The organism is Microcoleus sp. PH2017_09_SFU_O_A, from assembly GCF_020738625.1.
Classification (GTDB): Bacteria; Cyanobacteriota; Cyanobacteriia; order Cyanobacteriales; family Microcoleaceae; genus Microcoleus.
In genome coordinates this window covers 1-12,729 of record NZ_JAEQCF010000118.1, presented here as the reverse complement: position 1 = coordinate 12,729, position 12,729 = coordinate 1, and the positions used below count along the sequence as shown (strand labels likewise).

At 43.9% G+C, this 12,729-nt stretch carries 14 protein-coding genes and 1 pseudogene; 6 read left to right on the top strand and 9 right to left on the bottom strand.

The features are described from left to right. Nucleotides 1–281: 281 nt before the first annotated feature. Both JGK16_RS30005 and JGK16_RS30000 read right to left on the bottom strand, forming a co-directional pair. Nucleotides 282–1,775 carry a UDP-N-acetylmuramoyl-L-alanyl-D-glutamate--2,6-diaminopimelate ligase gene (locus JGK16_RS30005; protein WP_293186676.1) on the bottom strand — a complete coding sequence of 498 codons (1,494 nt, stop codon included), beginning with the start codon at nucleotides 1,773–1,775 and terminating at the stop codon, nucleotides 282–284. A 155-nt stretch (nucleotides 1,776–1,930) separates the two neighbouring features. Then, nucleotides 1,931–2,236, bottom strand: coding sequence for a glutaredoxin family protein (locus JGK16_RS30000; protein ID WP_293186689.1), 306 nt, complete (start codon nucleotides 2,234–2,236; stop codon nucleotides 1,931–1,933). Nucleotides 2,237–2,472: 236 nt separating this feature from the next. Here JGK16_RS30000 and JGK16_RS29995 point away from each other — a divergent pair, with 236 nt between their 5' ends. From JGK16_RS29995 to sbcD, 5 genes are all read left to right on the top strand, one after another. Continuing rightward, nucleotides 2,473–3,525, top strand: coding sequence for an acyltransferase (locus JGK16_RS29995; RefSeq protein ID WP_293186677.1), 1,053 nt, complete (start codon nucleotides 2,473–2,475; stop codon nucleotides 3,523–3,525). 341 nt (nucleotides 3,526–3,866) lie between these two features. After that, nucleotides 3,867–5,141 carry an ATP-dependent DNA ligase gene (locus JGK16_RS29990; RefSeq protein WP_293193562.1) on the top strand — a complete coding sequence of 425 codons (1,275 nt, stop codon included), beginning with the start codon at nucleotides 3,867–3,869 and terminating at the stop codon, nucleotides 5,139–5,141. A gap of 287 nt (nucleotides 5,142–5,428) precedes the next feature. Beyond that, nucleotides 5,429–6,001 (top strand): Uma2 family endonuclease, encoded by a 573-nt coding sequence (locus tag JGK16_RS29985; RefSeq protein ID WP_293186679.1) that lies wholly within the window; start codon nucleotides 5,429–5,431, stop codon nucleotides 5,999–6,001. A gap of 180 nt (nucleotides 6,002–6,181) precedes the next feature. Beyond that, nucleotides 6,182–6,826, top strand: coding sequence for an SMI1/KNR4 family protein (locus JGK16_RS29980; protein WP_293193564.1), 645 nt, complete (start codon nucleotides 6,182–6,184; stop codon nucleotides 6,824–6,826). Between the two features lie 66 nt (nucleotides 6,827–6,892). Then, nucleotides 6,893–8,134: an exonuclease subunit SbcD gene (gene sbcD, locus JGK16_RS29975; RefSeq protein WP_293193566.1), complete on the top strand. Its 1,242-nt coding sequence runs from the start codon at nucleotides 6,893–6,895 to the stop codon at nucleotides 8,132–8,134. Nucleotides 8,135–8,144: 10 nt separating this feature from the next. Here sbcD and JGK16_RS29970 read toward each other — a convergent pair whose 3' ends face one another. The 6 genes from JGK16_RS29970 to JGK16_RS29945 all read right to left on the bottom strand — a co-directional run bounded on the left by JGK16_RS29970 (nucleotide 8,145) and on the right by JGK16_RS29945 (nucleotide 11,885). Further along, complete coding sequence (locus JGK16_RS29970) at nucleotides 8,145–8,564, bottom strand: hypothetical protein (RefSeq protein ID WP_293186682.1); 420 nt, start codon at nucleotides 8,562–8,564, stop codon at nucleotides 8,145–8,147. A 36-nt stretch (nucleotides 8,565–8,600) separates the two neighbouring features. Then, entirely contained in the window at nucleotides 8,601–9,608 is a 1,008-nt protein-coding gene (gene fmt, locus JGK16_RS29965; protein ID WP_293186683.1) for a methionyl-tRNA formyltransferase, read from the bottom strand. A gap of 118 nt (nucleotides 9,609–9,726) precedes the next feature. Beyond that, nucleotides 9,727–10,809 carry an RNA-directed DNA polymerase gene (locus JGK16_RS29960; protein ID WP_293186684.1) on the bottom strand — a complete coding sequence of 361 codons (1,083 nt, stop codon included), beginning with the start codon at nucleotides 10,807–10,809 and terminating at the stop codon, nucleotides 9,727–9,729. A gap of 122 nt (nucleotides 10,810–10,931) precedes the next feature. After that, entirely contained in the window at nucleotides 10,932–11,279 is a 348-nt protein-coding gene (gene avd, locus JGK16_RS29955; RefSeq protein WP_293186685.1) for a diversity-generating retroelement protein Avd, read from the bottom strand. A 57-nt stretch (nucleotides 11,280–11,336) separates the two neighbouring features. Continuing rightward, nucleotides 11,337–11,621 (bottom strand): DUF2442 domain-containing protein, encoded by a 285-nt coding sequence (locus JGK16_RS29950; RefSeq protein ID WP_293186686.1) that lies wholly within the window; start codon nucleotides 11,619–11,621, stop codon nucleotides 11,337–11,339. Between the two features lie 3 nt (nucleotides 11,622–11,624). After that, complete coding sequence (locus JGK16_RS29945) at nucleotides 11,625–11,885, bottom strand: DUF4160 domain-containing protein (RefSeq protein ID WP_293186687.1); 261 nt, start codon at nucleotides 11,883–11,885, stop codon at nucleotides 11,625–11,627. Between the two features lie 224 nt (nucleotides 11,886–12,109). Between JGK16_RS29945 and JGK16_RS29940 the strand changes: the two genes are divergently transcribed. Beyond that, the gene (locus JGK16_RS29940; protein ID WP_293186688.1) at nucleotides 12,110–12,502 is read left to right on the top strand and encodes a hypothetical protein; all 393 of its coding nucleotides are present in this window, start codon (nucleotides 12,110–12,112) and stop codon (nucleotides 12,500–12,502) included. A 100-nt stretch (nucleotides 12,503–12,602) separates the two neighbouring features. On the opposite strand, the pseudogene JGK16_RS29935 reads toward JGK16_RS29940, so the two are convergent. After that, a pseudogene (locus JGK16_RS29935) lies at nucleotides 12,603–12,729 on the bottom strand (IS110 family transposase); the annotation flags it as partial.

Sequence of the window (12,729 nt, the reverse complement as noted above, 5' to 3'; positions counted from 1 at the left end):
ATAATTGCCATTCAATCAGAAGCGAGATCCCCAATGGCTCCTACACAAGTAGTTACTTTTGTCAAATTTCTTGTTAAGAAAGATGTTTATAAAGCATAGGATCGAAGGGGGACTTTGATCGGAATCTTGTCCCCCCCTTAGTAGGGGCGGTGGATGGTGCGGGCCCGCCCTCGGCTAGGGTGATCGGATTCTATGCAACCTCATAAAAAATTGCTATAAGCCATTAATAGTTAACCAAATTGGGTTAACTATTAACACTAAGTGTAATTGGGTTAGTCGAATCAGTTCATTCGGACTGTCAAGGCATCTCGTGCTTGTTCTCGATCGTCAAAATGGACTTTTTCGGTGCCCAAAATCTGATAATCTTCGTGTCCTTTGCCTGCAATCAGCACGCCATCTCCGGGTTTAGCGTCCATAATAGCAGTGCGAATGGCTGCGGCGCGATCGCACATCACGACGGGTTTTACGTCAGCGGGAATGCCTGCGAGCACATCTTCCAAAATGCGATCGGGATTTTCGGTGCGCGGATTGTCGGAGGTAACAACGGCTATATCGGCCAACTCTGCCACGATTTTACCCATGATCGGGCGTTTCGTGCGATCGCGATCGCCACCGCAACCAAACACACAAATCATTTGACCGGGAATAAACGGCCGCGAAGCCTTCAACAAGTTCTCCAAACTATCTGGAGTGTGCGCGTAATCGACAATTACACTAATATCTTGATCGGAACTAATTTGCACCCGTTCCATCCGTCCCGGCACTCCCGAAAACAAAGCTAATTTCTCCACAATTGCGGACAAATCTAAACCCAATTCTAAAACCGCACCGACAGCAGCCAGCATATTGGATAAATTGAACTGACCGACTAAAGGCAAAACAAAAGCAGTTTCGCCCTTGGGAGTGTGCAGCATTCCCTTAACTCCATTGGGCTGATACTGCAAATCAAAAGCATACAAATCAGCAGTTTTGTCCGTAGTGCTGTAACTCCATACTTGCTCGGATTTGAGGCTTTCAACAATCCGCCGTCCGTAGGAGTCGTCAATATTAATTACAGCGCGATTTTTGAGATAATTTTGACTAAACAAAAGCGATTTTGCCTCAAAATAATCCTCCATATCGCGGTGATAATCGAGATGATCTTGAGTCAAGTTGGTAAACACAGCAACTTCAAAAGTACAGCCCAAGACTCGCTGCTGTGCTAAAGCATGGGAACTGACTTCCATCACCCCGTGTTTGCATCCAGCGGTGACAGCTTCTGCTAGCTGTTTTTGCAAGTCGATCGCAAAAGGTGTAGTGTAAAGAGCAGTTTGTTGGAAACCAGGCCAGCGAGTGTAAAGCGTGCCGAAAATTGCTGTCGGCAACTGCATTTGATTGAGCAAAAATTCGATTAAATGAGTTGTTGTAGTTTTGCCGTTAGTCCCAGTAACGCCTACAAGTTTTAATTTGCTAGCAGGATTGCCGTAAAATGTGGTGGCTATTTGACCGCAAATTTGAGCCATGTCGGTTGCCACAATCACGCAGGTATCCCCGTCTTGGGGGGGTGTTTTCTCGGCGGCTTGAGTGGAAATTATGGCCGCAATTGCACCGCTGGCGATCGCGCTTTGCCAAAAATCTCCGCCATCTACCCGCGTCCCCGGCATTCCCAAAAACAAATCCCCCGCCTGACAAGCATGGGAATTAGTAGATAAACCCTTGACTTCGGCATCGAGAGCTCGATGTTGGGTGTCAAAGGAAATGCCGGGAAGTGTTGCTAATAATTCTCTCAATTTCATCTGAAAAACTCCTCACTTGGATGTTTTGAATATGACTTGCGCCAGAAATTGTTCGATCCGCTATCTACAAGCCTTTTCGGTGTAAAATCGGCACTCTCCGGGCCAAGAGTGCGGACTCGGCACCCAAAGGGCTTGATTTTTTGCGTTAAATCATATTATTCTGATTGATCGATTTGCAAATATTTCTGTAACATTTGCTCCAATTGTTGAACTGTACAGCGGGGAGAAGGACGAGGTAATTGTTCTTCTGGGGAAAATGCAGCGTCGCCACCAGAATTTTTGCGTTGGGACTCCACTTTAAACAAAACTGGCACTTCGTACTGGTAAGCTTGAAACCAGTCATCACGTTCGGTAATGTCTCGTACTTCCAATTGAAACTTGAGGCTTTCAATCTGTTCGAGTTTTTCTTGCAACCCTTCGCACAAGTGGCATCCGGGTTTGCTGTACAAAATCAATCGCATCATCAGAGTACAATTAGACTTGATATTAAATTCTCGAAAGTGTGAAAAGTGCGATCCTCTTCGAGGGCTTCGCTAACGGAAGTTGGCGAACCAGACTTCGCAAAAAGCAAGCCCCGGCATGATTGACCTCAACGCACGATCGAGGCTATCTTAGCATTGGTGGCGAACCGATTACTACAATTTGCCATCTCAATGCAAATGCCAGCCGATCGAACCCTACACTTTTTCTGTAAAAAATGCAAATTACGCCGGAAATATCTTGCCGAATTAAATTATTGCGTCTGCCTCTCATCATTGGGATTGTTACTATTCACTCGTCCATCAATTCTGTGGGATATGCTGACAAATTTTTCCAGACGTTGATTGCGGGGACTTGGGGCGGTTCTTGCGTGGCTTTTCTGTTCATGCTTTCAGGCTTCCTGTTTTTCAGGAATTTTAATTTATCGCTGAATTCTTACAAGGAAAAGCTCCAATCTCGGTTTTGGACTCTCCTGGTTCCCTATTTGTTTTGGAACTTGGCTTTATTGACACTGGTGTTAATTGTGATCAACGTACCGGCAACGAGTGGAATTATCCAAGGGCATTACAAAAAATATATTGGAGACTACAGTTTTGCCAACTTTATAGATTGTTTAACTGGATATAAAAGCCTTTATCCGATCGCATTTCATTTCTGGTACGTCCGGGATTTGATGGCGATGGTGATTCTATCTCCGGTATTTTTGCTGATCGCTAGAAAGATACCTTATCTAGGTATAGCTTTGTTTGCCGCGCCTTGGTTGCTGGATTTTCAAATTGGTTTTAGCATCCAGTGGTTGGGGCCGTTGTTCTTTTATTTGGGATGTCTGATTGCTGTTCAAAAATTGGATCTAACTTGGCTCGACCGACGAAAAAGTGCGATTATCGGTATATACTTAGGCATGGCTCTTGTGCTGACAATTACGCAAACAGCCGACATTAAAACTTTCCAGCACCAGTTAGAATGCTGCACGAGAGTAATGGGTACGGCGGCCATTTGGTGCGCTTCAGATTTAGTGTCGGGAAAGCTAGAAAAAGCCTGTTTTAATTTTTCTGGTTTGGCATTTTTTGTTTATGCTATTCACGAACCGACGGTAACAGTTTTTAAGGAAGTTTTTAACAAGTTGTCAAAGCCTTCCAGTTCGATAACTGTGATTGTATACTATTTATTGACAATCATTCTAGCAACTTTAGTGACGCTGGCGGTGGGGAGTTTTTTACAAAGGTATACGCCTAAGTTCTTTCAAACGATCACAGGTGCAAGGGGATAATCAGTTGACAGTTGACAGTTGACAGTTGATAGTTGACAGTTGATAGTTGATAGTTGATAGTTGACAGCGACCTCTCCCTTGTGGGGAGAAATGATATCAAATCCGGTACCATCGGAATTATTCAGATCTCTATTCTCTCCCTCTGTGTCCTCTGTGTTCTCTGCGGTTAAATCATTCCCATGCAACCGGAAACAATATGAATAGTCTGATTTTAATTTCTCCCTACAAGGGTTCCGGCTTTCAACCAATTCTTTCTGGTAAATGCTGGTTTGGGTTTTCCTTGACTAATGAATCAAGCTTCAGTATAGTATTACAAGTAGCCCAACAAAAAAGGAGGCTGTATGGAGTGGATGGAATACGCAGAAGCTAAGCGAAAATCAGCCAAAAAAATTAGCGCCGATATTCGAGAACGCTGGAACAATCGCATTGTCACGCGGGGATTGCACTTAATGGGTGAAGCGGGGGCGGTGCAGTATTTAGCTGATTACGGGCGCGGCATTGGCACGGGAAAAGTTATTAGTTTTGCACTGTGTGCGGAGTCGGAAGGATACCCGGAAATGGCGATCGGCTTTTGGAAAAGAGCGTTTGAATTGGAAACGGGAGAAAAGCCGACTAAAAACACTCCAAATAAGTCTACCACCAATGCTGCTCCTGCTGCAAAATCAAAGGTTGCGGCCAAAGTTGAGACTGTCAATAATCCGATTGTCCCCGAATTACCTCCGCACTTGCAGCCGGGAAGGATTGTGACGATGCAGCCGGTTGACGCGCCCAGCGAACGTTCTTATTACATCGAAAATCCCGACTATTGGGGACAGCCAAAACGCGACGGCAATCGAGTGGTGGTCGTGGCGACGCCAGATAAAGTATACTACCAATCGCGATCGACAAACCTGCGACAACAAGCGTCAATTGCGATCGATCGCGCTTTAATCGACACAGCAGCTAAAATTGGCATCTTTGTCTTAGACGGCGAACTGTATTACAAAAGCTATACGGGCAGCGAACATCGCACGGGCGCCCAAGCTGCTACAGTTAATATTGAAAGCGGTTTTCCGACAACCCAGCCAACGGCAGTTTATGCCATTTTTAAAGCTTTGTTTTCCCACGGTAAAGACTTGACTGGGTTGGCGGAATCCGAACGAATAGCCGCCGGAGTTGCAGTTGGCGAAATCTTGGCAAGTTTATCTACGGAATTTGAAATTGTACCGACATCTCGCACCGCAGGCGAAAAACTTTTACTGGCGCAGCAGCAGGAAGCTGAAAACAGAGAAGGTGAAGTTTGGGTTTTACACAACTGTCTCTATGTCGGCGGCAAAGATGTTAAGAAATTTCCGATGGTGAGGACTAAATACTGTCAGGAATATGACTTATTTATTGTCGGGTTGACTCGGACAAAAGTAGCGGGGCGGCCGTTTAGTGCGATCGAAGTTGCACAAGAAATCAATGGCAAGTTAGTACCGATCGGAACAGTGGGAACGGGCTTTAGCAGCGGGGAAATGCTAGAAATTGCCCGACTGTACGAGGCGAACCCTCGCGGAGTCAAAATCAAAGTGCGATCGCAAGGATTGACGGAAAGCGGCAAACTGTGGCACGCCCGATTCCTGGAAATTTGTTAAAATAGCACGGCGGTTGAAACCGCGTCTATACAAACGATGTCTGCCTCCGCAGACTCAAGAAAATAACATAATTTTGCCGTCCGGTATTCAGCCATGTCCTAGCCGGATCTATGAATTTCAACGGGTGCATCTGGTTTTAGCAAATATGTTTGTAGGGGCGAAGCATGACCGCAGTCAATATGGGATGATAACTAATAACTTATATGCGGTCATGCTTCGCCCTCTTCAAAAGTGAAATGCACCCATTTCAACAAATATTATCGCACAAAATCAGCCGGGATAAATCAATGGTAATCAGCAAAAACAATTTCTACATTTCACCAGAAGAATACCTAGAAGGCGAACGAGTAAGTCCGATCAAACACGAATACAGACGCGGACACGTTTATGCAATGACGGGGGCAAAAAACCCTCACACTATTATTGCTAGCAATCTAATTCGCCTATTGGGAAATCATCTTCTGAATACGCCATGCTTAGTTCTTACCTCTGATGTCAAAGTCAGACTGGAAGAGGCGAATTGCTATTATTATCCTGACGTGGCGGTAACTTGCGACGAAAGAGATACAAGTTCAACTGAAGACTCCATTCTCTATCCATCTCTAATTATTGAGGTGCTATCTCCTTCAACTGCATCTTTTGACAGGGGCGATAAATTTGCCGATTACCAAACTACATCGAGTTTGCAAGAATACGTACTCATCACTCAATCGGAAATCCAAGTTGAATGTTTTCGACTCAATGGTGAGGGAAATTGGGTTTCTCAGATTTACCGACAAGGAGATGAGTTAGAATTAACAAGTATAAATTTTCGCTGCCCGATCGCCCAAATTTATCAAAAAGTTCCAGGTATTATATGATGAAAGATACAACCAGGTTCGTAATGAGGACTTTAGTCCTTCTCCAGAATCCAAAGAAGGACTGAAGTCCTCACTACAAACCTAAACTACGAACCTAAATTAAGCCCTCACGTTGAAAAGTATAGATTTTCGCTTATCGCCCAAATTTATCAAAAAGTTCCAGGTATTATATGATCGAAGATGAAAGAATTTTTTAAGCCACGAAATCCTTTGGTTCGTACCTTCGCACAAACATTGAGACGCTGCTGTCCCGAGGCGCTTAACTTGTTAAATTCCGGTGCCATCGAAACAGAAATCGACTTATTTAAAAAACGTTACCAACAATCGCTTCCCGAAACATTTTATGATTTTTATCGCTGGTATAACGGTTCCGCTTACGAGAGTTCAGAAAATCAGTGGCTGTTGCCTTTTGAACACGGCAGGAGTATGTTATCTTTGGCATCAATTGCTAAGGAGAAAAAATTTTGGGACGCCCAGAGTCAAGTTAATTTTCAAGAATGGCAGCCCGGAGAATATTGGAACAAAGCATGGATTCCGTTTATGAAAGTAGATAATTTGTGGCTGCGGGTTGTGGATACACAGGGCTGTTTCGGCGGGATTCCGGGACAAATTATCAGTTTCGAGTGCAAAGGCGAACCTTTCAGAAGTATTGAATGCGATTCCTTTGATAAGTGGCTGGAAACTGCGATCGCCAAAATTGAGTTAGAATGTTTGTTTGCAGAGTTTCACGAAATCGGCTTTGAGGAAGAAAAGGCAGTATTTGCGATCGAGAAACGTATCAATCCTAACCGCCGCAGCATTGAACTGGAACCAAGAAAAGTCTAAAATAGAATGAGGGCTTTAGTCCTCACAACAAACAACTAATAACTAATAACTAATAACCAATAAACAATGATTAAAATTTTACACCTTTCAGACATTCACATGGGCAGCGGCTTTTCCCACGGCCGCGTCAATCCAGAAACCGGGTTAAATACGCGGCTGGAAGACTTCGCGGCGACGCTAAGTAAATGTATGGATAGAGCAATTTCTGAACCCGTAGATTTAGTTATATTCGGCGGGGATGCTTTTCCGGATTCAACGCCGCCACCGTTTGTTAAAGAGGCTTTTGCGAGCCAATTCAGCCGCTTGGTAGAGGCGCAAATTCCGACTGTTTTGCTAGTAGGAAATCACGACCAACATTCGCAAGGACAAGGCGGCGCGAGTTTGGGAATTTACCGGACTTTGGGAATACCTAAGTTTATTGTAGGCGATCGCCTCGACACGCACCTCATACACACCCGCAGCGGCGCCGTACAGGTGGTGACGCTGCCTTGGTTGACGCGATCGACCTTAATGACGCGATCGGAGACTGAAAGCCTTTCTGTGAGCGATGTTAACCAATTATTAACCGAAAAACTGACGATCGCCATGGAAGGCGAAATCCGCCGCCTCGATCCAAATATCCCCACCGTACTATTAGCGCACTTAATGGCAGATAAAGCAAGCCTGGGTGCAGAGCGTTTTTTAGCAGTCGGTAAAGGATTCAACATACCCGTTGCCATGCTAACACGCCCTTGTTTCGACTACGTTGCCCTCGGTCACGTCCACAAACACCAAAATCTCAACGCCAACAACAATCCGCCCGTAATTTATCCCGGAAGCATCGAACGAGTTGACTTTAGCGAAGAGAAAGAAGACAAAGGCTTTGTGTTGATTAATTTGGAACGCGGGAAAGCTGAGTGGGAATTTTGCACTTTGCCGGTGCGGGTGTTTCAGACGATTAAGGTGAACGTGTCTGAATCGGAGAGTCCGCAAGCCGACTTGGTGAAAGCCATTGGGAAGAAGGAAATCCAAGATGCTGTCGTAAGATTGATCTACCAATTGCGATCGGAACAATTAGACTTAATTGATAACGCCGAATTGCACGCACTTCTCGGCGCAGCGCACAGCTACACAATTCAACCAGAATTAGTTAGTCAGTTAGCAAGACCGCGGTTGCCGGAATTAAATGCTAATAATAGTATAGAACCTTTAGATGCTTTAAAAACTTATTTAGCAAGTCGCGAAGATTTGAAAGATATTACTGAGAGTATGCTAGATGCCGCGCGGGATTTACTGGGAGTTGAAGAAGAAGTTTTAGTCGAATTTTAGGTATTGTCTGTCACGTTATATGCGGATCTCTACATAAAAATATTACGTGGCAGTTGGTAGGTGCTAATAGAGGATCGTCTTCCACATAGTCTAGGTGAAAATGTTCACCTTTTTGACTATCTTCATGGAAATAGCTTAGTAATGACATACCCAGCTTATGAAAAGCAGATTTAGAACCTTCAAAGACCAGATTTTTATTGTTTAGGGAAATTTTGATTAAATCTAATCTTTCTGGATTTTTTATCTGAGACAACTTCATGGAAATAGCTTCCAGGTTTTCAGGATAAAACTCTGAGTTTATTTTTTCCGCAGGAAGCTTCAAATCTTCACTGATGCTTTCGCAAAGTTCTCCCAGTTCGATAATACCTCGTGGTGAATCAGATATTTCTATTTCTGGTCTGTCCCAGTTGCCATCACATAAAATATACACAGTTTGCCTCCAGATCAAGTAATCTGTTGTTGTAATTCACGAATCAGCATTCCCAAAAACCTCACCCGCAGCCAACCGAGTACCATTGGCAAAATCCACGCCAGACTGAACTTTTTTACCAGCCAACTGCACCTCCCGCAATAATAGCAAACCATCGCCAGTTTGGACGATCGCCCCCAAGCCCTTCACAACCTTCACAACCTCCCCATTTGCGCCCGACAACTGATCCAAAACAGGCCATTCCCGTTCCAAAACCCTCAACTCCGGCGGTAATTGCAGCCAATATTCCGGCCCCACCGGCACAGTTGCGATTACTTTCAGGGAATTACCGCGAAAAGTCGTAGTGCAATCCGGGAAAAAACCCCTAACTTGATTGTGAAGCGCGATCGCACTTTTCGACCAATCCAGCACAAAATCAGCCGCCTTAATCATCGGCGCATAAGTCGCCTCATCATCATGCTGAACAACCGGTTCAACTTCCCCATCCCTCAATTTTATCAAAGTTTCCACCAATAAATCCGCCCCAAGTTCCGCCAACCTGTCGCCCAAAGAATCAGCATTATCCAACAGCGTAATTCCCGCAAAAGCCTTCAAAAGCATCGCCCCAGTATCCATACCAGCATCCATCAGCATAGTAGTAATTCCAGTAGCCTTTTCCCCATTAAAAAGACACCGCTGAATCGGCGCCGCCCCGCGATACTTCGGCAAAATTGAACCGTGAACATTAACGCAAGCCAAACTAGGAATATCCAGAATTTCTTGAGAAAGAATCTGGCCGTAAGCCACCACCACAAACACATCAGCCTCTGCTTCCCGCAACTTAGCAATAGTTTCCGCATCCTTCTTAATTCGGCGCGGCTGCAAAACTGGGAGACTGTGATTTAAAGCCACATCTTTTACAGGTGAAGGCATCAATTTATTCCCCCTTCCCCGGCGCTTATCCGGCTGAGTCACCACACCCACAACCTCAAATTCTGGATGACTCAGCAAACTGGATAAAGTAGGAACAGCAAAGTCAGGAGTGCCAAAAAAAACAATTTTCATCGATTTTTAGTTAAGTACAACAGCCCGAAAAAAACCATAATATCTTATAGAGGTAGATTTAGCCAGCATATCTATATAAAAGCAGTTTATAGTGGCAAAACCAGCCTTATAATGTACTTCAATGACTAAATTTTAGCGTATTCGCACCCCTCACAAACACCAGGGAAGCAAATATTTCTTTTCGCAGTTCCCAAGTGTCGCCATACTTCAAATGTGCAGCCCAACTTTGCAGCGACTCGGTGATTTTTAACAAATCAATTTTGCCCTCATAATATTCTACCTGCATTTGTCGCAGTCGTCGCTTTCCTCGCCGCAAGTTTTCTGTCCTGACTCGAATTCTGTCAGGTAAAATGCGGAAGCCCAGAAAATTTGCGCCTTCTTTTGTCTCAAACAACTGGCTTTTAATCGGATGAATCTTTAACCTCAAATTGACTAAATATTCCTCAACACCAAGCCTTGCATCCGCTAAAAATTCTCGGTCATCTGAGAACAAGGCAAAATCATCTACATAACGGACATATTTTTTAACTTTTAGCTGTTCTTTGATATAATGATCGAATCCATTTAAGTAAACATTAGCGTAAAATTGGCTGCTTAAATTACCAATCGGTAAACCCCGCCGCCGATTCACCGGGGTTAGTAAATCGTCTCCACCAAAATACTCGATAACGGGTTCCTGTGCATTGCTATTGTTGATGATTTGATCCACCAGCCAAAGCGTGTCGGGACATTTTAATTTCCGGCGTACCAAGGCTTTTAAAATCTCGTGGTCGATGCTAGGAAAATATTTCTTAATATCGCATTGTAAAACATAACGGCTAGAACGGGCAAACTCTGTGAAGCGACGCAAAGCCCGGTGAGTGCCAAAACCTACTCGATTGGCGTAGGAATCGTCAATAAAAGTGCGATCGAACAGCGGTACAATAATATTGCAAAAGGCATGATGCACAACTCTGTCTCGGTAGGGTGCAGCAGAAATCATCCGTCGCTTGGGCTCGACAATTTCAAAGGTTCGATATCCGCCAGGAGTGTAGGTTTTGTTAACTAATTCAGCTTGCAGTTTCAGGAGTTCAGCTTCTAAGTTGTAGTTGAAAGCTAAAACATTATGGCGAAAACGCTTGCCTTTTTGCGCCTTTTGTGATGCGACTAAGAAGTTTTCAAAACTGATGATTTCAGACCACAGATTATCGTATCGTTTCATATCTTTTCATAGAAATGACTTACCCACGACTGGACAGAAACCCGGTTTTTTACGAAAATTATTCGCTGTAGTCCGCAGATTAGGCAAAAAACCCGGTTTCTTTGGTCTTAGCGCCTAAGTCCTCATGAAGATGACCGCTTTTTTTGCTGTTTAATCCACCCACCCAACTCGCTGCCAATGTCGTTGACTAATTTTACCACATATTCGTAACGCTCTATAGACATCAAATCAAATTCTCGAAGTAGTCGGGTTTGATGACGTAAAATATCTATTTTTCCGTTTAAAATTTCCAATCGTGCTAACTTTTCTTGGGCGTAACGAGCTACAATGAGTCCTTCTAAAATGTCATAGAGACCCCCAATCATTCTATCGCCCAATGTAAATTTGTGAGTGCGAGGCAGTCGATTTAAAATTGGAACATACCATTTGATTAAATCATAGGTTTTTTGAATAATTGGCAATTCATTCATGGTATCATTTTAATCAGCCGTGGTTGTGGCAGGAAAATTGTTATTTATCGAGAAAATCTAAAATCGACTAACAGATTCTTTTTCATAGGTAGCGATTGGCTGATTTGTAATAATTGAATAGAGAACATCTGGGTCTAAATCTGCTCCATTTTCCCAATAAACTGTTCCCAAATCGGGATTTATTTTGACTTGAACAAAGTAACTCAGGTCTTGTAGGGGGGAAAATATTCCCGTGAATTCGATCAGTTCACTGATATCAACAACTCCCTCCATACAGTCTTCAAACTTGAGATGTAGTTGATAGAATTCTAACGGTTTAACCGAGATAATATCTTTAAGCATTTTTTACTCCAACGGTGTGATAGGCTCTAAAGGAGATTGAACTCTAGCTAGTTGCCAGTTTTGCATTAGTTCTGTCTGATGAATAGCCGCCCATTCTATAACTAGACCTAAGATGCGGGGGGAAAGTTTACCTTCTAAAATCGAAAGAGTTGCGATATCAATGATAGCTTTTTGTTGATTGTAGCGGACGTGAAAATGTGGAGGCGGGTGGTCTTTGTAGTACATGGTGATGATGATACCTAAAAAACGGCTGATTTCTGGCATTATCTCGCCTTCTCCATTATCGGTTGGAAAATTATTCCTGAACTCTTCTTATACAGCCAATAAATTCCAATGTGCTAGCCTATGAACTAGGGTATTATACTATGGCAAAATCTTAACTATTTCGCAGATCATTAGCCTGACACACGTTACAAGTTTGGTAATTCATTTATAGTTTTATCTAATAAATCGGGCAACTCTTCGGAATCCCTACCAAGCTACCCGATTTGGTTTTATTTTCGGATGAAGTCACCCCCATCACAGGAACAAGTCTGGACTCTTCTTGCACGCCCGACAAATTCCCATCTGCCAGTTCTGACCGTGAAGAGTGCTCACAGGGAAGACAGGGAGGAAGGGACAGCCAAAGCTACCGCTACACGAAAACCCCTGTTCCTGTTCGAGTTGCCCGCAGAGTTGTAGTTGCGGTTGGCAGCACGGCAATTGACCGCATTGTCGTTCCACGAACCTCCACGCTGCACTCGGAAGTGCTTGTCCCTTCTCCACCCCCTCACTTGCGCGAGAAAAATGGATACTTATTTAGCTTAGCATTCATCGGTATATTTCAAACAATAATAGTTGGTGGGGTGAGTGAGGGCGGGTTTATTGAGATTGTTTCCTAGTGGGAAATATCTCGGCGAACCCGCCCCTACCGAAATTATGTCTGTTTAACCTGACATCTTGCACCATTCGCAACAATGCTGTAGATACTGTCTTGATCTGTCAAGGGGTAGCAAGTAAATAATTGGGGTCGAAAGGCTTTTGGGACTTTAAAATCCCAAAAGCCAAATGCACCAACTTCCTCATAAGCGCACCAATTACCTGCATTTTGACCTTACCACGACCCAAT

What these genes read in the sequence shown, in the direction of transcription:
- JGK16_RS30005 (WP_293186676.1), bottom strand. Translation starts at nt 1,775, where the DNA reads ATGAAATTGAGAGAATTATTAGCAACACTTCCCGGCATTTCCTTTGAC.
- JGK16_RS30000 (WP_293186689.1), bottom strand. Translation starts at nt 2,236, where the DNA reads ATGCGATTGATTTTGTACAGCAAACCCGGATGCCACTTGTGCGAAGGG.
- JGK16_RS29995 (WP_293186677.1), top strand. Translation starts at nt 2,473, where the DNA reads ATGCAAATTACGCCGGAAATATCTTGCCGAATTAAATTATTGCGTCTG.
- JGK16_RS29990 (WP_293193562.1), top strand. Translation starts at nt 3,867, where the DNA reads ATGGAGTGGATGGAATACGCAGAAGCTAAGCGAAAATCAGCCAAAAAA.
- JGK16_RS29985 (WP_293186679.1), top strand. Translation starts at nt 5,429, where the DNA reads ATGGTAATCAGCAAAAACAATTTCTACATTTCACCAGAAGAATACCTA.
- JGK16_RS29980 (WP_293193564.1), top strand. Translation starts at nt 6,182, where the DNA reads ATGAAAGAATTTTTTAAGCCACGAAATCCTTTGGTTCGTACCTTCGCA.
- sbcD (WP_293193566.1), top strand. Translation starts at nt 6,893, where the DNA reads ATGATTAAAATTTTACACCTTTCAGACATTCACATGGGCAGCGGCTTT.
- fmt (WP_293186683.1), bottom strand. Translation starts at nt 9,608, where the DNA reads ATGAAAATTGTTTTTTTTGGCACTCCTGACTTTGCTGTTCCTACTTTA.
- JGK16_RS29960 (WP_293186684.1), bottom strand. Translation starts at nt 10,809, where the DNA reads ATGAAACGATACGATAATCTGTGGTCTGAAATCATCAGTTTTGAAAAC.
- avd (WP_293186685.1), bottom strand. Translation starts at nt 11,279, where the DNA reads ATGAATGAATTGCCAATTATTCAAAAAACCTATGATTTAATCAAATGG.
- JGK16_RS29950 (WP_293186686.1), bottom strand. Translation starts at nt 11,621, where the DNA reads ATGCTTAAAGATATTATCTCGGTTAAACCGTTAGAATTCTATCAACTA.
- JGK16_RS29945 (WP_293186687.1), bottom strand. Translation starts at nt 11,885, where the DNA reads ATGCCAGAAATCAGCCGTTTTTTAGGTATCATCATCACCATGTACTAC.